The sequence below is a fragment of the Roseovarius sp. BRH_c41 genome (assembly GCF_000961715.1).
Lineage (GTDB): Bacteria > Pseudomonadota > Alphaproteobacteria > Rhodobacterales > Rhodobacteraceae > Roseovarius.
This window is the reverse complement of the sequence record NZ_LADY01000059.1, coordinates 39667-60496: the sequence shown is the minus strand read 5'-3', so window position 1 is coordinate 60496 and position 20830 is coordinate 39667. Positions and strand designations below refer to the sequence as shown.

Here is a 20830-nt window from a genome sequence, read left to right as displayed (position 1 = left end):
TCTCCCGGTAGGGATCATAATGTTCCGGGCAGGCTCCTCCTCCCACCCGGAACGCGCGATCGTCAGGCTGCAGCGCGCGCGCTATCAAACTTCTGACCCAGCACCTCCATCGCAGCCTGCACGCCCCCGGCCCGGTGCGGCACGCCTGCATCTCGCAGGCCCATTTCAACACCAGCCAATGTGCCGATCAGCATGAGATCATTGAAATCCCCCAAGTGACCGATACGGAACACCCTGTCCGCCACTTTGGACAGACCGTTGCCAAGCGACATATCATAGTTGCGCAAGGTGACGGAGCGGAAGTTGTCGGCAGAATGTCCTTCGGGCATCATCACCGCGGTGAGCACGGGCGAGCAGTCAGGCGCCTTTTTGCAGAGCACCTCAAGCCCCCACGCCTCGACCGCCGCACGCGCCGCAGTGCCGTGCCGTTTGTGCCGAGCAAAGACATTGTCGAGCCCTTCTTCGTGCAGCATGTCGATGGCCTCGTTCAGGCCATAGAGCAGGTTGGTTGCGGGGGTGTAGGGGAAATAGCCGGTATCATTTGGCCCGGTCATTTCAGCCCAGCTCCAGTAAGAGCGTTTGAGCGCGGCGCTTTCGGATACTTGCATCGCCTTGGCGCTAATCGCATTGAACGACAGTCCCGGCGGCAGCATCAGACCCTTTTGCGATCCGGAGACTGTGACATCCACGCCCCAGTCATCATGCCGGTACTCTACAGAGGCGAGCGAGGAAATCGTATCGACCATCAAAAGCGCCGGGTGATTGGCGGCATCCATCGCGCGGCGCACGGCGGCCACGTCGGTCACGGAGCCGGTCGAGGTCTCGTTATGCACGACGCAGACGGCCTTGATGTCGTGGGTCTTGTCGGCGCGCAGATGCTCTTGGATCTGCGCGGCATCGGCACCGGCGCGCCAGTCACTGTCGATGAAGACAGGATTGAGCCCCAGCTTCAGCGCCAGTTTCTGCCAGAGCATAGCAAAATGGCCGGTTTCATACATCAGCACCGTGTCGCCCGGTGAGAGCGTGTTTACCAGTGCCGCCTCCCAAGCGCCGGTCCCGGAGGACGGATAGATCACCACGCGGGATTCGGTCTTGAAAATTCTCTTCATACCCTCGAGCGCCTTGCTCCCGACTTCGGCAAAGGCCGGGCCGCGGTGGTCCATGGTCGGGTAATCCATCGCCCGCAGGATTCGGTCCGGCACGTTCGACGGGCCGGGGATTTGCAGAAAGTGGCGGCCAGCGGTCATTGTCGATCCTCCCAAGATACGTCCCTGTGCAGCCGGTTCTGTTGATCGTCATTGCTGGCACACAGGTGAATTTTGTTGAATTGAATTCTGAATTCAATATTCTGTCAAGACTAAACTCAGACCATCGACCGGATCGGGGACCCATGCTCGGCAGTACAATCCAACAGCGCCTCGACCGAGAGGTGCAGGGCGAAACGCGCTTTGATGCCTTTTCGCGCGGGCGGTATGCAACCGATGCCTCGATCTATCAGATCATGCCAGCGGGGGTGCTCATTGCCAAGGCGCCGGGGGATATTCTGGCCGCATTGGACGCTGCGCGTGAGGCGGGTTTGCCCCTGACGATGCGCGGCGGCGGCACCTCGCAATGTGGGCAGACGGTCAACTCCGGCCTGATCGTCGACTGCTCGAAATACCTAAACCGAATTCTGGAGCTGGATGTCGCGGGTCGACGCGCAGTGGTCGAGCCGGGGATCGTTCTGGACGATCTGAACCGGGCGCTGAAGCCGCATGGCCTTTGGTTTCCGGTCGATGTCTCGACTGCCTCGCGCGCCACGATCGGCGGTATGGTGGGAAACAATTCCTGTGGCTCGCGGTCGCTGCGCTATGGCACGACACGGGACAATGTGGAGCGGATCGAGGGGTTTCTGGCCGATGGGACGCCGTTCGATTTCGGCCCCGGATCGGGCAATCGCGTGCCAGAACCCCTGTTGCGGCAAATGCTCGATCTGGGCGCACGCGAGGCTGAGGAAATCGCCGCGCGGTTCCCTAAGGTGCAGCGCCGGGTGGGCGGATATAATATCGACGCACTGGTCCCCGGTGAGAGGCCCATCAACCTTGCGCATCTGCTGATCGGGTCCGAGGGAACGCTGGCCACCTCGACTGCTATCGAAATCCGGCTCTCACCGCTGCCGTCGAAAACCCGTGTGCTGGGCGTCTGCCATTTCCCCACCTTCCGCGCCGCGATGGAAGCGGCCAAGCCGCTGGTCGAGCTGGGGCCGACGTCGGTCGAACTGGTGGATAACACCATGATCGACCTTGCGCGCGCCATCCCGCTCTACGCGAAAACGCTGGAGCAATTCGTGCGCGGCGCACCCGCCGCGATGCTGCTCGTTGAATTCGCCGATAGCCCGCCGGAGAACGAAGAGAACATGCGCCGTCTGGCCGATACCATGTCGGACCTTGGCTATGGGTTTGGCATGGGGGGTGCCCATGAGGGCGGTGTGGTCGAGGTCTGGGACATGGCCCTTGCTGCCGAGATTGGCGAGCTGCGCAAGGCGGGGCTCAACATCATGATGTCGATGAAAGAGGCGGGCAAGCCCGTGTCTTTCGTCGAGGATTGCGCCGTGCCGCTGGAGCATCTGGCGGATTATACTGACCGGCTGACAGAGGTGTTCCATAGCCACGGCACCACCGGCACATGGTATGCCCATGCCTCTGAGGGGTGCCTGCACGTGCGCCCCGTCCTGAACCTTAAGCTGGAGCAGGACGTGCGCAAGATGCGTGACATCGCTGAAGCCGCGTTTGAGATGGTGAGGCAATATAAGGGCTCGCATTCCGGCGAACATGGCGATGGGATCGTGCGGTCGGAGTTTCACGGCGCGATGTTCGGTCCGCGTATCCTGAGCGCGTTCGAGGAGGTCAAGGCGGCGTTCGATCCCGACACCCGCCTCAACCCCGGCAAGATCGTGCATGCGCCGAAAATGGATGACCGCAGCCTGATGCGCTATCCGCCGGGCTATGATTTCGTCGATCTGAAAACCGGCCATGACTGGTCCGCCTGGACCGGCAAGGGCGGCGGATTCCAGGGCGCGGTCGAGATGTGCAACAACAACGGGGCCTGTCGCAAACTGGCAGGCGGTGCGATGTGCCCGAGTTATCGCGTGACGCGCGACGAGCGGGACGTGACGCGAGGCCGCGCGAATACGCTGCGGCTGGCGCTGTCGGGACGGTTGGGTCAGAACGCGCTTTTCTCTGACGAGATGGCGGAAACGATCAAGCTCTGCGTCGGGTGCAAGGCCTGCAAGCGCGAGTGCCCGACCGGCGTGGACATGGCCAAGATGAAGACCGAAGTGCTGTATCAGCGCGGGCAAAAGCTGGGATTCGGCCTGCGCGCACGGCTTATTGCAGAGATGCCGCGCTATGCGCGGTTTGCCGTGACGTTGCGCGCCCTCATCGCGTTGCGTAACCGTGTGCCGATGCTTGCCGCCTTGGGTGAGCGGATCACAGGGCTGGCGCGGGTGCGCTCCCTGCCGCTCTTCCAGGGAGATTTTTTCAAGGATTCAGAGGTCAAACGCGCCCGGTCTTCGGCCAAGGCGGGCAAGGTCATCCTTTTTACCGACACGTTCAATCGCTGGATGGAGCCAGAGATTCCCCGCGCCGCGCTGCGCGTGTTGACGCGCGCTGGCTATGAGGTGATCACCGCCCAATCGCCCGGTCGCCCGCTCTGTTGTGGGCGGACCTATCTGGCGGCGGGCATGATCGACAAGGCCCGCGCCGAAGCGAAGCGCACGCTCAATGCGCTCTTGCCCTATATTCGCGCAGGCGTGCCGGTGGTGGGGCTGGAGCCGTCGTGCCTTCTGACCCTGCGCGACGAGTTCCTGACTTTGCTGCCGGGTGAGGACACGCGTTTGCTGTCGGAGAACGCCTATCTCTTCGAAGAGTTCATCGCCCGCGAATCCCGGGCGGACAAGCTCAACCTGCCCCTTTCCGATCTCGGTCGGGCAGCCCATGTGCACGGCCATTGCCATCAAAAGGCGTCGGGGGTGATGGGCGATATGGCGCAGGCTCTGGCGCTCATACCCGGTCTTGACCCCAAGACCATCGAGAGCAGTTGTTGCGGCATGGCGGGGGCCTTTGGCTATCAGGCCGAGACGATCGATATCTCGCTCAGGATGGGGGAATTGACGCTCTTGCCCGCTGTGCGCGCCGCTGCCCCCGATGACCTTTTGATTGCCAATGGCACCTCTTGTCGTCACCAAATCTTTGACGGGACCGAACGTCGCGCGCTGCACATTGCAGAAATCTTCGACAGAGCGTCGGAAACTACTGTAAGGGAGGGCCGAAATGATGGATGACCATAGTCAAGAGCCCCCCATGACCGCCCTCAAACCCGATCCAATCGGACGAACAGCGCTTGCCGTCGAGATTTCCAACCGCCTGCGCCAGATGATCCTCGAGGGTCAATTGCAGCCCGGTGAGAAGATCAACGAGAAAGTTTTAACCGAGCAATTTGGCGTATCGCGCACGCCGCTGCGCGAGGCGCTAAAGGTGCTGGCCGCCGAAGGTCTGCTCGACCTCATCCCGCATCGCGGCGCGGTCATCACCCGGCAGAGCGAGGCTGAACTGGCCGAGGTATTCTGCGTGCTGGCCGCTCTGGAAGGGCTGGCAGGGGAATTGGCGGCCGAGCACGCCAGTGAAGACATCCTTCACGAGATCGCAGATATGACACGGGCGCTGCGCCGCACCTTTGACGAGGCAGACCGCCCCACTTATTTCCGGATCAATCAGGCAATCCACAAGACGATCCTCGCTGCTGCGGGCAATGATATGCTGCTGCGCTCGCATGAATTGCTGGCCTATCGCGTGCAGCGGGCGCGCTATCAGGCCAATCTGACTGCGGAACGCTGGCGCGCGGCAGTCGAGGAACATGAGGCCATCCTAGAAGCGCTGAGCAGGCGGGATGCCGAACGCTGTGGCAAGCTGATGAAGGACCACCTCTTGCGCAAGTTCGCCTCGATCAAGGCCAAGACGCAAGGATGAGCGCAAAGTGTTTGAGGGGGAGCGATGCCTGCGCGCCACTTGCCCCCTTAGGCCGATCTGAACCGTCCCGGCGCCATGGCTGCCAGAACATGATCCGGCACCTCGGGTGCGTTCCCTGCAATCAACGCCGCCGTCAGCCGTGAGAGCGCAGGCGCGGTCTGCACACCGTAGCCGCCCTGACCCGCAAGCCAGAAAAACCCGTCCGCCTGCGGATCAAACCCCACCACCGGCGTGCGGTCTGGGGCAAAAGTGCGCAGGCCCGCCCAACTATGTTCAACCCGTGTCACCGGCATGCTGACCGCCTGCTCGAACCGATAGAGCCCCTCGGCCAGCACCATGTCATCAGCCCAGGCATCATGGGGTTCGACCGGGTCTTCATCGGCGGGGGACACCATCAGCTTGCCGGCCTCGGGTTTGGCATACCATGTCTCTGCGATAGAGCCGAAGATTGGCCAATGTTCTGTTGCATATCCCTGAGGTGCCGGAATGATCGCGGCTGAGCGCCTGTAGGGTTGCAATCCTGCGCGCGGCACCCCAGCCAAGGCTGCCACCTCATCCGCCCAGCCACCCGCCGCGTTGACGATGATCGGCGCGCAATGCTGTCCCTGTGCGGTTTCGATCTGCCATAACCCGGCGCTCTGCGACAGGGCTGTGACCTCAGCGTTGGTCACGATCTGTCCGCCCCGCGCCCGCAGCATGCGCGCATAGCCTTGCAACAAGAGGTCCACGTCGATGCCACGCGCGCCGCGTTCGATCATCGCACCCGCGATGCGGTCAGCGCGCAGAATTGGGACGATTTCGGCGGCCTCTTTGCCGGTCAGACGGTCGATGCCGGTCGAGCCGTCGAGATAGGCGTCGAGGATCGGCAACTCTTCCTCGGTGGCGACCATCAATTCGCCGCGTGGGCTGAGTAAAGGTTTATCGCTGATCTCGCCCGGCTGCTCGAAAATCGGTTCGGCCACGGCGTTGAGTGCGCGCAGGGTGGCATTGCCGTAATTGCGGATAAAGATGGCGGCAGAGCGGCCAGTGGCATGATAGCCAATCTGCGGTTCCATCTCGAGCACGAGCACAACCGCACCGCCGCGCGCAAGCTCTGCCGCCGCGCTGATTCCGGCGATGCCACCGCCGATCACGATCACATCGGTCACGGTCACGCCCCCTCAAAGCCTGTCAGGACCGAAGTCAGATTCTGACCCAGCTCCGCGCAGAGATACCCGCCCTCTTGCACAAAGAGGGTGGGCAACCCAAGCCCAGAAATCGCCGCGCCAATACGCCCAAATCCGGGCGTGGTGATTGCCAGTCCCTGAAACGGATCGCCCTCATAGGCATCAAGACCAAGGGCCACGACCACCACATCGGCCCCGAAATTCGCCACCCGCTCCAGAGCGATGTCGAGTGTCTGCAGATAGGCATCGTCATCGGTGCCACGCGGCAGCGGCAGGTTGAGGTTATAGCCCATGCCGCGTCCCGTGCCGCGCTCGTCCGCATGACCCCAGAAAAAGGGATAGAACCGCGCCGGGTCGGCATGGATCGAGACGGTCAGCACATCGTCGCGGTCGTAAAAAATGCCTTGGGTGCCATTGCCGTGATGCACATCGACATCGAGGATCGCCGCGCGCAGGCCATATGCGCGCAACCGCTCTGCCGCGATCCCGGCGTTGTTGAGAAAGCAGAACCCCCCTGCCAGATCGCCAAAGGCATGATGCCCCGGTGGGCGGCAGAGCGCATAGGCGGACCGCTCTCCGTCGACCAGCAGATCCGCACCAGTGACAGCGGTTTGTGCCGACCAGTATGCAGCCTCCCATGTGCCTGCCCCAATGGGGCAGGCGGTGTCAGCCTGATGGTAGCCCGCCTGCCCTACTGCAGATTTGGGGTAATTATCGCTGCGGTTGGCGGGATGTATGTTGGGGATCACCTCTTCTCCCGCGCCGTCGATATGCTGCCACCGCGTGTGGATGTTGCGCAGGAAGGTAACATACTCGGGCGAATGGATTGCCGCGATGGGGCCAAGCCCGGCATCGTCGGGCAACACAAAGTCACAGCCAGCCGCCTTGGCCCCGTCCGTCAGGCGCGCGATGCGCTCGGGCTGTTCCGGGCTGGGTTTGATTACTCCGTTGGCCATGAAATGCTTGGGATCGTGCTGCCATTGCCGCGCGTCAAAGATTGCCTTCATCCGTCCTCTCCCATCAATCTGCGCATGGCCGCCTGTGGCAGGCGCATCTGTGTCACGTGATCTTGTGCTTCGAAGCCCAGCCGTTCGTAGAACCGGCGCGAGGCGGGCGTATGGGCATAGACCGCCAGCATCATCCATTCCGCGCGCCAGAGTGCGCCCGCGCGGCGCGCCACCTGAGATAGGAGTGCGCGGCCCAACCCCTTGCCGCGCACTGCCTCCGTAACCCAGAGGTCAGAGACATAAACGCCCGCCGCCCCGCGTACGGTGGAAAACATCGGACCAAAGAGGGCCGCGCCGATTAGATCGTGCTCTAGCGCAAGCAAGCCGTAAGCCGCCGGAATCTCGCCCGTCAGACCGGCGCTTAATGCCTCCAGCCCAGCGCTATGCGGGTCGCCCAAATCCGCACTCAGTTCGCGCAAGGCCGCGTCCAGCAAGGCCAGATCATTCTCAGTTTCGACCATCCGAAATTCTACCATTGCTCAGATCGCCACCCGGTCAGCGCCCTTGAGGCCCAGCAGCGCGCGCGCCTCGTCGGGGCTAACCACTACCCGGCCCAACGCCTCGACGATCCCGCGCACCTTGGCGACCTGTTCGGCGTTGGAGCTTGCCAGAGTGCCACGCGCAATGGTCAGGCTATCTTCAAGCCCCACACGCACATGCCCGCCCATTGCTGCCGCCTGTGCCGCCATAGGCATCTGATGCCGGCCGGCGGCCAGCACGGAAAACATATAGTCGCGACCAAAGAGCTTGTCCGCGATGCGCACCATATGCGTGAGGTTCTCAGGGTCCGCGCCCATGCCGCCCAGAACGCCAAAGACGAATTGAATGAAATAAGGCGCGCGGATCAGCCCGCGATCCGCGAAATGCCGGAGCATATAGAGATGGCTCAGGTCGTAGCATTCAAATTCGAACCGCGCACCGCGTTCCTGGCCCAATTCGGTCAGAATTCGGGCGATGTCACGAGGGGTGTTCTTGAACACGAGATCGTCAGAGCCTTCGAGAAACGGTTTCTCCCAATCATACCGCCAGTCCGTGATACGTTCGGCCAAGGGGTAGAGGGCGAAATTCATCGTGCCCATGTTGAGTGAGGCCATTTCTGGGGCTGCTTTCTTGGGTGCTGCAAGCCTTTCATCGAGGGTCATTGTCGCACTGCCCCCGGTCGAGAGGTTTAGCACCGCATCGCAGCCCTGCTTAAGGCGAGGCAGGAAGGCGCGAAAATGCTCGGGATCAGCCGAGGGCCGCCCGGTCTGAGGATCACGGGCGTGCAGGTGAAGGATGGCCGCCCCGGCCTCGGCCGCCTCGATCCCGGCACGGGCGATTTCGTCGCCGGTGATCGGCAGGTGTGGCGACATGGAGGGGGTGTGGATCGAGCCTGTGAGCGCGCAGGTAATTATGATCTCGCGCATTACACGGCTTGCTCCAGCGCGGGGCGGATTTCGTCGGTAAACTCTGCCAGCGAGGCATCCAGCATTTCGGTGATCTCGTCCAGATGCGTCTCGGTCACGATCATCGGGGGGGCAACGATGATGTGATCCCCCTCAATCCCGTCACGGGTGCGCCGCGCATAGACGATCAGTCCCTTGTCATAGGCGATCTGCACAAAACGGTCAAAGGCGCGCAGGGATTTGGGCAGAGGGGCCTTGGTGCCGCGATCCGCCATGAATTCGAATGCCGTCAGCAGCCCCTTGCCGCGCACGTCGCCGATGATGGCATAGCGCTGCATCAGGCCGCGCAGGCGCTCTTGCAGCTGGTCCCCCATGCGCGCGGCATTGCCCACCAGATCCATGCGCTCGATCTCGTCTATCACGGCTAGACCGGCGGCGCAGGCCAGCGGATTGCCAGCGTAAGTAAAACCATGCAAGAAGCCGCCCGCGTCCAAGACCGGCTCGACCAGTCGCTCATGCGCCACCATCGCGCCAAGCGGCACATAGCCAGCCGCAAAGCCCTTGGACATGACGACGATATCAGGGGCGAGGTTCCAATGCTCTGAGGCGAGGAACCTGCCGGTGCGCCCGGCCCCGGTCATCACCTCGTCCAGAATGAAGAGCACGCCGTATTTGCGGCAAATCTCCTGCACCCTTTCCATATAGCCGCGCGGCGGCACCAGCGCGCCCGTTGAGGCACCGCCGATGGGCTCAACCACGAAGGCCAACACGCTGTCGGGGCCTTCCTCCAGTATCTTCGCTTCCAGCATGTCTGCGTAATGATGGCCAGTGGCCTCATCCTCGGGGTCCAACCCATCAAGGTAAGCGCGTGGCGCGGGGACTTTCGGCATCGCCTGCATCATTGGCGCGAAGGGTTCGGTCAGTGGGGCGTAGGAGGTGATGGCGAGCGCGCCGAGGGTGCAGCCGTGATACGACGGTGCGCGGCTGATGATTTTCCAGCGGCTGCCTTCTCCGATTGCCAGCGCATATTGCCGCGCCAATTTGATCGCCGATTCCACCGCCTCGGACCCGCCCGAGACAAAGAATACCCGGTTCAGCCCCTCAGGGCAGAGTGCGGCGGTCTTGGCGGCAAGTTTCTCTGATGCCTCGGTCTCGAAATGCAGGCGGTAGCCAAAGGTGGATTTCTCCATCTGGCGGCGCATCGCCTCGAGCACATTCTCATTCGAATGCCCGATGTTGCAGACCATCGCGCCCGATGACCCGTCCAGATAGCGTTTGCCATCCACGTCCCACATATAGACGCCGCGCGCCTGATCGAGCACCGGCTTGCGCTCGCGCCCCTGATAGAAAAGGTGTGAGGGTTTCACGTTCATAATCTTACCCCGGTAACGCCGCACAATCCTGCGGGCGCAAATGCAGATGGACCGCCTCACCCGCTGCAAACGGGTGGTCGTCGATCATGTTGATGGCTTGTAACTGCACCTCACCCGCGCGCACGAAATACCGCACCGCCTGTCCCTGATAATCCACCGTTTCCACGGTGGCGGGAACAGAGATTACACCCGCAGGTGCGGGCGCTTTTGAAAGCAGAAGCTTTTCAGCACGCACCACCAGCTTAGCCTTGCCAGTGCCGGTCAGGTTGGGGGCCTTGGCGGCAGGGACGGTGACACGACCAAAAACGGCATCCTCAACCACGATCGTCGCGCCGTGCTCGATGCAACGTCCCTCGGAGATGTTGGATGCGCCGAGAAAGTTCGCCACGAATTCCGAGGCGGGGGTGTTGTAGACCTCTTCAGGCTTGCCCACCTGTTCGACGCGCCCCTCGGACATCACGACGATCAGATCGGACAGTGCCAGCGCCTCGGATTGGTCATGGGTGACAAAGACCGTGGTCACGCCGATGCGTTCCTGAATGCGTTTGAGTTCTACCCGCATATCCTCGCGCAGATTGGCATCGAGCGCCGAAAGCGGTTCGTCCAAGAGCAAAACGTCTGGCTCGATCACGATGGCGCGCGCGAGTGCGATGCGTTGTTGCTGCCCGCCCGACAGTTCCTTGGGGTAGCGGTCGCCGACATGGGGCAGTTGCACGAGGTCGAGGGCGTCGCGCACCTTGGCCGCAATCTCGGATTTCGTCACATTGCGGTATTTGAGGCCAAAGGCCACGTTCTCGGCCACGGTCTTGTGCGGGAAAAGGGCGTAGTTTTGAAAGACGAGACCCAGATTGCGCTTGTGGATGGGCACATCGTTGACCCGCTTGCCGCCAATGAGGATCTCACCTTCGGTGGGATCGAGAAGACCGGCGATCATCCGCAGATTGGTCGTCTTCCCACAGCCAGAAGGGCCCAAAAGCGTGACAAATGCGCCCTCCGGGATTTCCAGCGTGGTGCGATGCACGGCAGTAAAGGTGCCGAACCGCTTGACGATGTTCTTCAGGGTGACGGCGCTCATTGGCGGGGTCCTTTTGAGTCACGGGCCGCGCCCCGATAAAGGGGCGCGGCAAGGGGTTAATACCCGCGTTGGACGCGGCTGAAGGTTTCGGACCATTCGGCCTCGTTGCCATTCCAATAGGCCGGGTTGGCAAAGGTCAGCGACGCGAGTGTGCCGGTGGGGTCATAGGCGGGCAGGGTCGGGATCTTGGTTCCCAGATCGACCTTGGTGCCGTCGAGCGCAGGTGGATAATTCTGTCCCTCGGCCACGGCGATGGAGGTCTCGGGGGCGAGCATGAAGTTCAGCAACTCCTCGCAAGCCTCGACCGGGCTGCCTTTGAGCACGTGCAGGCATTCTTGCCACGCGAAGCTGCCCGGCGCGTCGTAATAGCCGATATCGTGGCCTTCCTGTTGCAAGGCGGCGATGCGGCCCGACCAGCCTTCGGTGACGTAGATTTCCTCTTCTGCCAGAAGGCTCATCAACTCTGCGCCCGAGGACCAGTATTTCAGTGCCAGATCGCGGTGACTGCGGATCGCATCCCAGACCGCTTCCATATCCTGAATATTGTTTGGGTCTTGCCCGGTCTGCAACGCGCCATACCAGACCCGCGTGCGCCAATCCGTCCAGCCGCCGATCTTGCCTTTGTAGGCCTCGTCGATCAGGATCTTGGCACCCTTTTCCTTCATCTCTTCGTCGGAGATATACTTGCGGTTATAGGCAAGACCTGTGGTGCCGTAGTCGTAGGGCACCGCCGAGAGGTAGTCCGGCGTGACGCCGCGGAACGCGTTGGTCAGCGCATCCATCACCAGCGACATGTTGGGAATGTTGTCGAGGTTCAACTCGACCGTCAGGCCGAAATTCACATAACGGGCATAGTCGAACACGCCCGACAGATGCGCGATGTTGTACTCACCCTCCTGACTCGAGCGGACCTGGGCCAGATATTCATCGCCGCCTGCAAATGTGCCATCGACCACGGTGATCCCGGTCTCTGCGGTGTAGGGGTCAAACGCATATGTACGGAATGCTTCGGACACGACACCGCCCCAGCCGTCAAACCGGACCTGTTTCACATCCTGTGCATGGGCGAATTTGGCAAAGGGCGTCTGCACGCCGTAAGCAAGGCCCGCAGCACCGATCAGGCCCAGAAAATTGCGCCGGTCCAGATCACCATTGCGAAAGCGATCCAGCAGTCGTTCGTAACGTTTGGTATTATCCATTTCTCAGGTCTCCTTGTTGAATGTTGGGGCGGTTCTCAGGTGCCGCCTTTCATGGCGAGTTTGCGGGCTACCGCTGCTCCCAGCAGCGGCAGGCCCACGGTCATCACGATCATCACCGTGCCCAGCGCGTTGATTTCCGGGCTGATCGAATTGCGCAGCATCGAGAAAATCTGCGTCGGCACGGTCTCGACCCCACCGGGTTTCCAGAAGAGTGTGCCGGTGATGTCATCAAAGCTGATAGTAAAGGCAAAGAGTGCGCCTGCCGCGACGGCGGGCAGCATAAGCGGCAGGGTGATGGCAAAAAAGGTCTGTACCGGCGATGCGCCGAGGCTGAGCGCGGCCTCTTCCACATCCCGCTTGATGCTGACCAGCCGCGCTTGCACCACGAGGATCACGAACGGCAGGGTGAATATCACGTGGCCAGCGAGCAGCAGCGCAAAGCTCTTGCCGATGCCCAGCCAGTTGAGAAAGAGTAAGAGCGCCACCGCCAGAACCACCTCTGGCACAAGGATGGGCGCGATCAGCAGCGTGGTGATCGCGTTGCGGCCGGGGATGTTGTAGCGCACCAGAGCAAGGCTCGCCAAAATCCCCAGCGTGGTGGAAATCACCGCCGTCATCAGCCCCAGCACAAGCGAGGTGCGAAAGGCGCGCATCACCGCGTCATTGTTCCACAATTCCTGAAACCAGTGCAGCGAGACGCCGGTCATCGGAAAGCTGCCGAACTGATTGGCGTTGAACGACAACAATACCACCACTGCCACCGGCAGGAACATGAAGCCATAGACCACAATGGTCCAGGCACGGATGATCTGCCAGCCCATCAGCCTAGTCCCTTGGCCAGTTGCGCCATGCCCAGGTAGCGGTTGTAGATCGCCACCAAGAGGCCCAGCACGATCAACAGCAAGAGTGACAGCGCCGAGCCGAGTGGCCAGTTCAATTGTGTGATGATCGCCTCGAACACAAGATTGGCGAACATCGCATCGCGCGGCCCACCGAGGATGACGGGCGTGATATAGGTGCCCGCGCCCAGCACGAAGCACAGCAATCCTCCAGCCGCGAGACCAGGTAGAGACAGGGGCAAGGTGACTTGGGTAAACGCCTGCCACCGGGTTGCCCCGAGGGAATTGGCGGCATCCTCAAGGTTGGTGTCGATGCCCTCAAGGCTGACGTAGACATTCAGCACCATGAAGGGCAGCAGGAAATGCACGAGACCGAGGATCACCGTGGCCTCGTTATAGAGCATCTGGATCGGCTCGCTGATGATCCCAAGAGACATGAGCAAGGAATTGAGCGCACCCGACGTGCCCAGAATGTTGATCCAGCTCATCGTGCGGATGATATAGCTGATCCAGAACGGCAGCATCAGCAAGAGCAGCAACACCATCTTGTTGCTGCGTGACCGGGCGATGAAATAGGCCGCCGGATAGCCCATCAGGGCACAAATCACCGTGGTGATCGCCGCTATTTTCAGGGTGTTGAGCAGGATGTCCCGGTAAAAGCGATCGGTGAGCGTCTTTTGCCAGTTGTCGAGGTAGAACCCAACCGTATCTGCGCCCATGGCCGAGCGGAGCCAGAACGAATAGACCACGATGAACATCAGTGGCACGAGCAAAAGCAGCGCCACCGCACCTAAGGCGGGTGACAACAGAATCCACGGCTGCCTCGCTTCGCGGGCCTCGACCGACATGCATCGTCCCTTCACGCTTTGCCCATGATGTCCGGGCTTGCGAGCAGGGTGCAAAGCAGGCAATCATTAATCAAATAGATAATAGGAATTGTGACAATAGATGCAGCCTATAGAGGATCGCAACAGCCCCGAACGCATCATGCGCGAGATGGATTGGAATCTCTTGCGCACCTTTGTCGTGCTGGCGCAGTCCACCTCAGTCACAGACGCCGCGCACCGCTTGCGTCTCACGCAGCCTTCTGTGTCTACGGCGTTGAAAAGGCTAGAGGATCGGGTGGGTAAGCGCCTTATCCATCGCGCGCCGGGGCATTTCGCCCTGACCGAGGCAGGCGAAGTTCTGTATCGCGAGGCGCTGGATATCCAAGGCTCTATCCTGCGCCTTTCGACCCTCATGCGCGATATGACGGATGAGGTGACGGGTCACGTGCGGCTGTCGTTGGCCTCTCACGTGATCTGCCCGGTTTTTGATCAAGTGCTGGCGGAATTTCACGCCGAGAACCCGCGCGCGACGCTCGCCATTGAGGTGCATTCCTCGGCGCAGGCGATTGAAACGGTGTCGGCGCGTTCGGCCTCCTTTGCCATCTGCCTCGTGCATCAGCGCAATCCCAAGCTGGAGTACATGCGGCTTTATCGGGAGTTCTTTGGCCTCTTTTGCGGGCCGCGCCATGCGCTCTTTGGCCAGCGCGATCTGACGCGCGCAGATCTTGCCGGGCGTTCTGCGGTCAGCTTTGAGACGGACCGTTTGCAGGACGCGCTGAAACCCGTGACCCTGATGCGGGCGCAGGCGGAATTGGGGGATCAGATCATCGCCACCTCCAGCCATCTGGAGGAAGTGCGCCGCATGATCATCGCGGGGATCGGTGTGGGTCCGCTACCCCTGCATGTGGCGGCCCGCGATGTTCAAGACGGGCTCTTGTGGCAATTGCCGCCCTATGACCAGACGGCGGCGGTGGATGTGCATGTGGTCTGGAACCCGCGCGCCGTGCTCAATCGTGCGGAACAGAGCCTGCTTGACCGCCTGCTGGCCCGGATCGACGCGACGCCCATAGAGGATCGGACCTATCGTTGATCGGCCATCTGTCATAAAAAATTCACAAAACTGTCACACTTCACGAATCCTGCCCAGCGCCCCCTTGCGCCGCTTGGCCTCACAGGTCACTCTCGGTGCTTTCAGAGTCCAGCCGGAGCATGAGCCACAGCCGTGGAAGATCCCAACCTTACGCTTTTCTTTCTTCAGATCGCCGGGGCGGCGGCGCTTCTGATTTGGTCTGTGCGCCTCGTCCGCACTGGCGTGGAACGTGCCTTTTCCGCTCAGTTGCGCCTTTGGCTGCGCCGTTCAGGTCAGAGCCGAATTCTTGCGGCCTTGACCGGCTTGACCTCGGCCATGGCTCTGCAAAGTTCGACCGCCGTTGCCGTTCTCACGGCCAATTTTGTATCCTCAGGCGGCATCGCTGTAGCGGCAGGGCTGGCAATCCTTTTGGGCGCTGATCTGGGCTCGGCCTTGGTCGCAAAGCTGCTTTTGGTACGCCAGACTTGGCTCATCCCGGTTCTCTTGCTGGCGGGAGTGGTGATGTTCCTGCGCGGGCATCAGAAACGTGTGCGACAAGGTGGACGCATCCTGATCGGGCTGGCGCTGATCTTTGTCTCGCTGGACATGCTGCGCGCTGCAACTGAGCCGTTAACCGAGAGTACAGCAGCGGTCGCAGCCATGCAGTATCTCGGGCGCGACACACTCACCGCTTTCGTAATCGGCGCTATTTTCGCGTGGATCGTCCATTCCTCAGTGGCCGCCGTGCTTCTGTTTGTAACCCTTGTGCTTCAAGGGCTGATGCCGACCTCTGCCGCGACCGCGCTGATCCTTGGGGCAAATCTTGGCGGTGCCTTTATCGCCTTTGCGTTGACACTTGCCGCCGATGTCGAGGCGCGTCGGTTGATCCTCTGCAATCTTATATTGCGCGGTGGGGGTGCAGCACTGACGTTGGCTGCCCTTACGGCCCTTCAGCCACCGATGGGCTGGCTCGGGGCAACTCCGGCAGCGCAGGCTATTCACCTGCATATCCTGTTTAACCTTGCGCTGCTTTTATTGATCCTGCCGTTTACAAGCACAGCTTCGCGGGCAATCGGTGCATTTATTCCCAACCCAAGCACAGCTTCAGCACTTGATCACATCACCGCGCTTGATCCCGGCGCGCTTGGCGCCCCGGACCGAGCCCTGTCCTGCGCCACGCGCGAGGTGATCCGTATCGGCGAGTTGGTCGAAGCGATGCTACGACCGATCCCGGCACTCTATGCGCAGTGGGACGACACCACAGCCGAGGCCATCACCGAAACCCATGGTTCTCTGCGCAAACGCCACTTCGACACCAAACTCTATCTTGCGCAACTCAACCGCAACGGTCTGAACGAGGAGCGAAGCCAACGCTCGATGGACCTTTCTACGATCGCCACCAATCTTGAAGCTGGGGGGGACGCCATTGCGACCACCATGTTGAGCCTCGCCCGTCGCCTGAACAGCGAAGGCGTGCAATTCTCGCGCCCCGGATGGCAAGAAATCTGCGATTTCCACGACCGGGTTCTGGCCAATGCACAGCTCGCGCTCAGTGTGATGATGACCCAGCATCCTGACGATGCCCGCGAATTGGTGGCCGAAAAGGACAGTATCCGCACGCTCGAACAAGAATTGCAACGCGCCCATCTCGGCCGCCTGCGCGAAGGCTTGGCCGAGAGCATTGAAACCAGCAATATCCATCAAGAGACGTTGCGCGCGCTCAAACAGGTGAACACCAGCTTTACCATGGTTGCCTATCCAATCCTGACAGAAACGGGTGATCTGCTCTCCAGTCGGATTTCCTCGCGCGGATGATCCTTTCTCCTGACCCGGAAACTCCGGGGCCACTGCCGCCTGACGATGCACGCGGAAAAGGCGTGGTCAGCAAAATTGATTCAACCAATTGGAAAATTGGTGTACGCTTCGACCTGCCCCTTATTCCGGGGATACGATCCATCACCCAATTCAGGAGACCGGTTTTGAACCCAGATAAATCCCCCGGCACACCGGTCACCCTAACCCTGTCGATTGACGGGGCCGCGCCCACGACGAAGACCTGTGATCTTCTGGTCATTGCCTGCGAGCCGCGTAACCTGAGCAGTATCTGCGATTACACCGCGACGGAACAAGCCGTGTTTGGAAAGCTGTGCAATTTCACCTTTCACACCACGTTGGTGCGCGTAACGGTCCCCAATCCTGCCCCGACGTATGGCATCATCCTCGCCCCCACGGAAATTAGCGCGATGGCGGGACATGTCAGCGGCTTTCGTAACGAGACAGCCAAGCAATTCTCGCTCGAGACCGCAAACTCCATGACCGAGAACCTTGTCACCGTCTATCAGTTGCAGGGGCCTACCGATACGCCGATGACCGAAGCCGAGTTTCTCGCAAATCTGGAACAGACCCTGCCCACACTCGACTGGTGGCCCTATCCCGATTTCGAGATCGTCACCGACAGCGCGGGCGCGACGGTTGATCTGCGGACGCCCTATTTCGACCATTTCGACATTGATGGGCTGCGCGCGGGCGGGCCTTGGAATTACCTGAGCCTTCAGGGCAAGAACAACACCCTCTTTGTGCATGGCTCGACCTGTTTTGAATCCGTGCTGCAATGCTGGCAGTACGGCGGGCTCTTACTGGATCACCAGGAAAAGCTTGGCTGGTCGCTACCCACAGACAAGACGGCACCGATCATCGTGCTGGGGGCCGGTCCCTCTGGGATGATGTTCGCGCATCGTCTGCAAGGGTTGGGATACACCAATGTCGAAATCCTCGAGTCCTCAGCGCGTTTCGGTGGTAAGACGCACACTGTCACTTTTGATGCCCCCTCGCCCGATGGTCAGCCGACGGCCTGCGAATTAGGCACCTGCTATCTCTCGCCTGCCTATGATCATATGGCGGCAGATTTCGCCGCCAGTGGGTTCATGGAGGGCAATATCCGCGAGGGCATGTATCTGACCGCCGACCATCAGGACCCGGCGGGCCACACCATCCGCGCCATGGTGACGACCGGACAGTTTCCCGGCGTGCCTGCCCCGGCGACGTTGATGGATTATGACGAGTACACCCTGCTCAAGGGGTATTACGAGGCCAATCAACCGTTTGCCGATCCCGAAACCTGGATGGCGGGGTTCGATGCGGACAAGGTCAAGGCCGAGATTTTCGTGCGCCTCGCGGAATATGACGTCTTGCTGGCGCTCTATCGTGGCCTGACCCTGCCGATGCCGCTGAGCGCGCCGACCGAGTTGCTACAGTACGACAGCTTTTACGACTTTCTCGCCAAGAATGATCTGCTCATCCTCACCGGCATGTTGGAATACGCCTATTCCGTTCAGGGATACGGCCCGTTGAAACAGATTCCTGCCTATTATGGTATGATCTGGATTTCACTTCCTTTGACGCTTGGGCTGATCTTTAGCGACAAACCGGCCGTAACCGTCCTGTCAAAAGGTTGGCTTGATATCTGGACTCAGATGGCACCCACACTAGCTATCACTTTAAATGCTCAGGTGACAAAGATCACCCGCATGGCCTAGAGATAGGACGCGGAAAGGGCACCGCGACAAAGGGGACAAAGGTGAAGACGCTGGAGCGCAGGGCGACAACCATCGCTGCCGCTGATGTGGTGGGGTTCTCTCGTCTTGTTGCGATGGACGAAGATGCGGTATTTGACCGCCTTCGGCGGCTGCGTCAGAACATAATCGACCCGGCTATTGCCACGCATGGCGGACGCGTCGTCAAATCCATGGGTGACGGTCTGCTCGTTGAATTTCCGGGTCCGACCGCTGCGGTATATGCCTCTCTTTCGGCACAGCGTGCGATTGCCGCACATGAGCTGACTCAGTCAGAGGATCTGCGCATTCGTTTGCGGGTGGGCATCAATCATGGCAGCGTTCTGATAGACGGATCTGATGTCTTGGGCGATGTGGTCAATATTGCGGCCCGGCTCGAAACACTGTCGTCCCCCGGCGGCATCTGCGTGTCACGCACGGTGCGCGATATGCTGGCTCAAGATGCCAGTCTGAGCATCACTGGACAGGGCATGCAATATGTCCGAAACATCCCAACACCAGTCGAGGTCTGGCATATCGCCACAGGGGTCGAGGCAGAGAGCCGCAGCACCGTAACCCAGAGCGCTGATCGTCCTTCGGTCATCGTCCTGCCGTTTGATAACTTGTCGTCTTCCGTCGAGGACGGCTTTCTCGCCGATGGGATCGCCGAGGATCTGATCAATGAGCTGTCGCGCTTTCGTTCGCTCTTTGTGATCGCTCGCGGGTCCTCCTTTGCCTACAAGGACCGGGCACAGGACATGCGCCAGATCGCGCAGGACATGCGTGTGCGTTACGTGGTCAAAGGGTCCGTGCGCCGCGCGGGCGCTCGTCTGCGTGTCACCGCGCAACTGATCGAGGCCGAGACAGGCCATCAGATCTGGTCTGATCGTTATGACCGTGACATGGCCGATCTCTTTGCGCTTCAGGATGACATCACGCGCTGTATCGTCACCGGACTTACCCCCGAAATCGGTGCGCATGAACGCGCAATGTCCCGCGCCAAACCGACCGAGAGCCTTTCGGCCTGGGAAATGTGCCAGCGTGGATTGACCGAGATCGACATGCGGACCACCGGCGGCATTCGCAATGCGACCGCCCTTTTTCACGCTGCAGCCGAGGCCGATCCGACCTATGCGCTGCCGCATGCGTTGATTGGTCGGGTGCATGCGGTGCGCATCTATTCCGGCCGGAGCCGCAATCCCCGCGAGGATGTGATCAAGGGTATGTATCACGGCAATCGGGCCATCGAACTCGATGATCGGCTTGAACTGGGCCACATCACCCTAGCACAGCTCTTGACCCTACAAGGGCAAGAGAAGGACGCCCGCGACGCCCTGGCCCGCGCGCGCGCCCTCAATCACAATGACGCGCTGGTTTATAATGCGCAGACCTTTATCAACCTCTTTCAAAAGACCCCCGACACCGCAGAGATGGAAGAGGCTGGGTTGGAGGCCATTCGCCTCAGCCCGCAAGACCCGATGCTCTGGTCGTTTTACTGGATGCTCGCCGTTGCGATCTGGATGCGCGACATGACCTTGGGTGAGAACATGCGCAAATATCTCGAACCAGCGGCGCGCAATCCAGGGGCCGAGGCCTTTGTGCATTCGGCCTATGCCGTCCTGTCCCTGCGTGCGGGCGACCGGGGTACCGCTCAACGAGCCTTGGAGCAAGCGCTCACTGTGCGTCCTGATTTCACACTTGAGGTGATCAAATACGGTTTTCACTTTCCAAAGTGGCCCGCGCTGGTCGCAGGTATCAAGACCGATTTGGAAACCCTAGTCGCCATGGGACTCCCGCGGCGTTGATGCATCAGCCTGTACGATGTGCTAGACTTTCGGAATTACCGCTCGACCCAATTTGGTTCAAATCGCGTTTCTGTCGGAGAACCGTTGCACTGATAGCTCCGCCTACACGCCCGCGCCGCCAGGTGTCACATGACGAGCATTTTCAACCTAAGTCTTTTTTTGATCTTGTTTCAGATCAAGCATTACCTTGCCGATTTTCAGCTTCAGACCGGGTGGATGGCTGCCAACAAGGGACGCTATGGTCATCCTTCCGGTGTCCTTCACGCCGGATTGCATGGCGCATTCAGCCTGCCCATCCTGCTCTGGTTCGGTCTGACTTGGAAATTTTCTCTTGGACTCGCAATCGCGGAAACGGTCCTGCATTATCACATCGACTGGGCAAAATCCCGCGCTGTTCGCCAGAACGGTGTTGATGATGCTGACCCGCGTTTCTGGCATTACCTTGGTCTCGATCAGGCCGCGCATCAGCTCACTTATGTGGCGCTCTTTGCCATCGTCGCCAGCCGCGCAGCCTGAGCATGTCAGGCC

Annotated in this window: 17 protein-coding genes; 7 read left to right on the top strand and 10 right to left on the bottom strand. The window is 60.6% G+C overall.

What is annotated here, in order from left to right:
* Positions 1–62 precede the first annotated feature (62 nt).
* Positions 63–1247: an aminotransferase class V-fold PLP-dependent enzyme gene (locus tag VR71_RS18075; protein ID WP_045686031.1), complete on the bottom strand. Its 1185-nt coding sequence runs from the start codon at positions 1245–1247 to the stop codon at positions 63–65.
* A gap of 143 nt (positions 1248–1390) precedes the next feature.
* Between VR71_RS18075 and VR71_RS18070 the strand changes: the two genes are divergently transcribed.
* Both VR71_RS18070 and VR71_RS18065 read left to right on the top strand, forming a co-directional pair.
* The gene (locus VR71_RS18070; RefSeq protein ID WP_045686030.1) at positions 1391–4321 is read left to right on the top strand and encodes an FAD-binding and (Fe-S)-binding domain-containing protein; all 2931 of its coding nucleotides are present in this window, start codon (positions 1391–1393) and stop codon (positions 4319–4321) included.
* A 19-nt stretch (positions 4322–4340) separates the two neighbouring features.
* Positions 4341–5006 carry a GntR family transcriptional regulator gene (locus VR71_RS18065; RefSeq protein ID WP_045686029.1) on the top strand — a complete coding sequence of 222 codons (666 nt, stop codon included), beginning with the start codon at positions 4341–4343 and terminating at the stop codon, positions 5004–5006.
* 47 nt (positions 5007–5053) lie between these two features.
* Here the strand turns inward: VR71_RS18065 and VR71_RS18060 are convergent, their stop codons facing one another.
* Genes VR71_RS18060 through VR71_RS18020 form a run of 9 tightly spaced genes read right to left on the bottom strand, consistent with a single transcriptional unit; the run spans position 5054 to position 13898 of the window.
* Positions 5054–6160, bottom strand: coding sequence for an FAD-binding oxidoreductase (locus VR71_RS18060; protein WP_296430560.1), 1107 nt, complete (start codon positions 6158–6160; stop codon positions 5054–5056).
* On the bottom strand, positions 6157–7179 hold the full coding sequence (locus VR71_RS18055; protein WP_045686028.1) for a histone deacetylase family protein: 1023 nt from the start codon (positions 7177–7179) through the stop codon (positions 6157–6159). Before VR71_RS18055 ends, VR71_RS18060 begins: the two co-directional genes overlap by 4 nt.
* On the bottom strand, positions 7176–7655 hold the full coding sequence (locus VR71_RS18050; protein WP_296430558.1) for a GNAT family N-acetyltransferase: 480 nt from the start codon (positions 7653–7655) through the stop codon (positions 7176–7178). Before VR71_RS18050 ends, VR71_RS18055 begins: the two co-directional genes overlap by 4 nt.
* A 3-nt stretch (positions 7656–7658) precedes the next feature.
* On the bottom strand, positions 7659–8585 hold the full coding sequence (locus VR71_RS18045) for a 3-keto-5-aminohexanoate cleavage protein (protein ID WP_009816684.1): 927 nt from the start codon (positions 8583–8585) through the stop codon (positions 7659–7661).
* Positions 8585–9937, bottom strand: a complete 1353-nt coding sequence (locus tag VR71_RS18040) for an aspartate aminotransferase family protein (RefSeq protein WP_045686027.1) — start codon at positions 9935–9937, stop codon at positions 8585–8587. Before VR71_RS18040 ends, VR71_RS18045 begins: the two co-directional genes overlap by 1 nt.
* Positions 9938–9941: 4 nt before the next feature.
* The gene (locus VR71_RS18035) at positions 9942–11012 is read right to left on the bottom strand and encodes an ABC transporter ATP-binding protein (protein WP_009816686.1); all 1071 of its coding nucleotides are present in this window, start codon (positions 11010–11012) and stop codon (positions 9942–9944) included.
* Positions 11013–11068: 56 nt separating this feature from the next.
* A complete protein-coding gene (locus VR71_RS18030; protein WP_045686026.1) occupies positions 11069–12211 on the bottom strand; it encodes an extracellular solute-binding protein in 1143 nt (380 codons plus the stop codon).
* Between the two features lie 35 nt (positions 12212–12246).
* Positions 12247–13032, bottom strand: coding sequence for an ABC transporter permease (locus VR71_RS18025; RefSeq protein ID WP_045686025.1), 786 nt, complete (start codon positions 13030–13032; stop codon positions 12247–12249).
* Positions 13032–13898, bottom strand: coding sequence for an ABC transporter permease (locus tag VR71_RS18020; RefSeq protein WP_009816689.1), 867 nt, complete (start codon positions 13896–13898; stop codon positions 13032–13034). Before VR71_RS18020 ends, VR71_RS18025 begins: the two co-directional genes overlap by 1 nt.
* Positions 13899–13998: 100 nt before the next feature.
* Here VR71_RS18020 and VR71_RS18015 point away from each other — a divergent pair, with 100 nt between their 5' ends.
* From VR71_RS18015 to VR71_RS17995, 5 genes are all read left to right on the top strand, one after another.
* Positions 13999–14967: a LysR family transcriptional regulator gene (locus VR71_RS18015; RefSeq protein ID WP_009816690.1), complete on the top strand. Its 969-nt coding sequence runs from the start codon at positions 13999–14001 to the stop codon at positions 14965–14967.
* A gap of 132 nt (positions 14968–15099) precedes the next feature.
* Complete coding sequence (locus VR71_RS18010) at positions 15100–16761, top strand: Na/Pi cotransporter family protein (RefSeq protein WP_045686024.1); 1662 nt, start codon at positions 15100–15102, stop codon at positions 16759–16761.
* Between the two features lie 164 nt (positions 16762–16925).
* Positions 16926–18482, top strand: a complete 1557-nt coding sequence (locus tag VR71_RS18005) for an NAD(P)-binding protein (RefSeq protein ID WP_296430555.1) — start codon at positions 16926–16928, stop codon at positions 18480–18482.
* A gap of 41 nt (positions 18483–18523) precedes the next feature.
* A complete protein-coding gene (locus VR71_RS18000) occupies positions 18524–20302 on the top strand; it encodes an adenylate/guanylate cyclase domain-containing protein (protein ID WP_045686022.1) in 1779 nt (592 codons plus the stop codon).
* Positions 20303–20431: 129 nt separating this feature from the next.
* Positions 20432–20818, top strand: a complete 387-nt coding sequence (locus VR71_RS17995; protein ID WP_009816694.1) for a DUF3307 domain-containing protein — start codon at positions 20432–20434, stop codon at positions 20816–20818.
* Positions 20819–20830 lie beyond the last annotated feature (12 nt).

Coding starts and splice junctions, on each gene's coding strand:
- VR71_RS18050 (WP_296430558.1), bottom strand. CDS start 7,655: ATGGTAGAATTTCGGATGGTCGAAACTGAGAATGATCTGGCCTTGCTG.
- VR71_RS18020 (WP_009816689.1), bottom strand. CDS start 13,898: ATGTCGGTCGAGGCCCGCGAAGCGAGGCAGCCGTGGATTCTGTTGTCA.
- VR71_RS18030 (WP_045686026.1), bottom strand. CDS start 12,211: ATGGATAATACCAAACGTTACGAACGACTGCTGGATCGCTTTCGCAAT.
- VR71_RS18045 (WP_009816684.1), bottom strand. CDS start 8,585: ATGCGCGAGATCATAATTACCTGCGCGCTCACAGGCTCGATCCACACC.
- VR71_RS18075 (WP_045686031.1), bottom strand. CDS start 1,247: ATGACCGCTGGCCGCCACTTTCTGCAAATCCCCGGCCCGTCGAACGTG.
- VR71_RS18025 (WP_045686025.1), bottom strand. CDS start 13,032: ATGGGCTGGCAGATCATCCGTGCCTGGACCATTGTGGTCTATGGCTTC.
- VR71_RS18035 (WP_009816686.1), bottom strand. CDS start 11,012: ATGAGCGCCGTCACCCTGAAGAACATCGTCAAGCGGTTCGGCACCTTT.
- VR71_RS17995 (WP_009816694.1), top strand. CDS start 20,432: ATGACGAGCATTTTCAACCTAAGTCTTTTTTTGATCTTGTTTCAGATC.
- VR71_RS18065 (WP_045686029.1), top strand. CDS start 4,341: ATGACCGCCCTCAAACCCGATCCAATCGGACGAACAGCGCTTGCCGTC.
- VR71_RS18055 (WP_045686028.1), bottom strand. CDS start 7,179: ATGAAGGCAATCTTTGACGCGCGGCAATGGCAGCACGATCCCAAGCAT.
- VR71_RS18015 (WP_009816690.1), top strand. CDS start 13,999: ATGCAGCCTATAGAGGATCGCAACAGCCCCGAACGCATCATGCGCGAG.
- VR71_RS18070 (WP_045686030.1), top strand. CDS start 1,391: ATGCTCGGCAGTACAATCCAACAGCGCCTCGACCGAGAGGTGCAGGGC.
- VR71_RS18040 (WP_045686027.1), bottom strand. CDS start 9,937: ATGAACGTGAAACCCTCACACCTTTTCTATCAGGGGCGCGAGCGCAAG.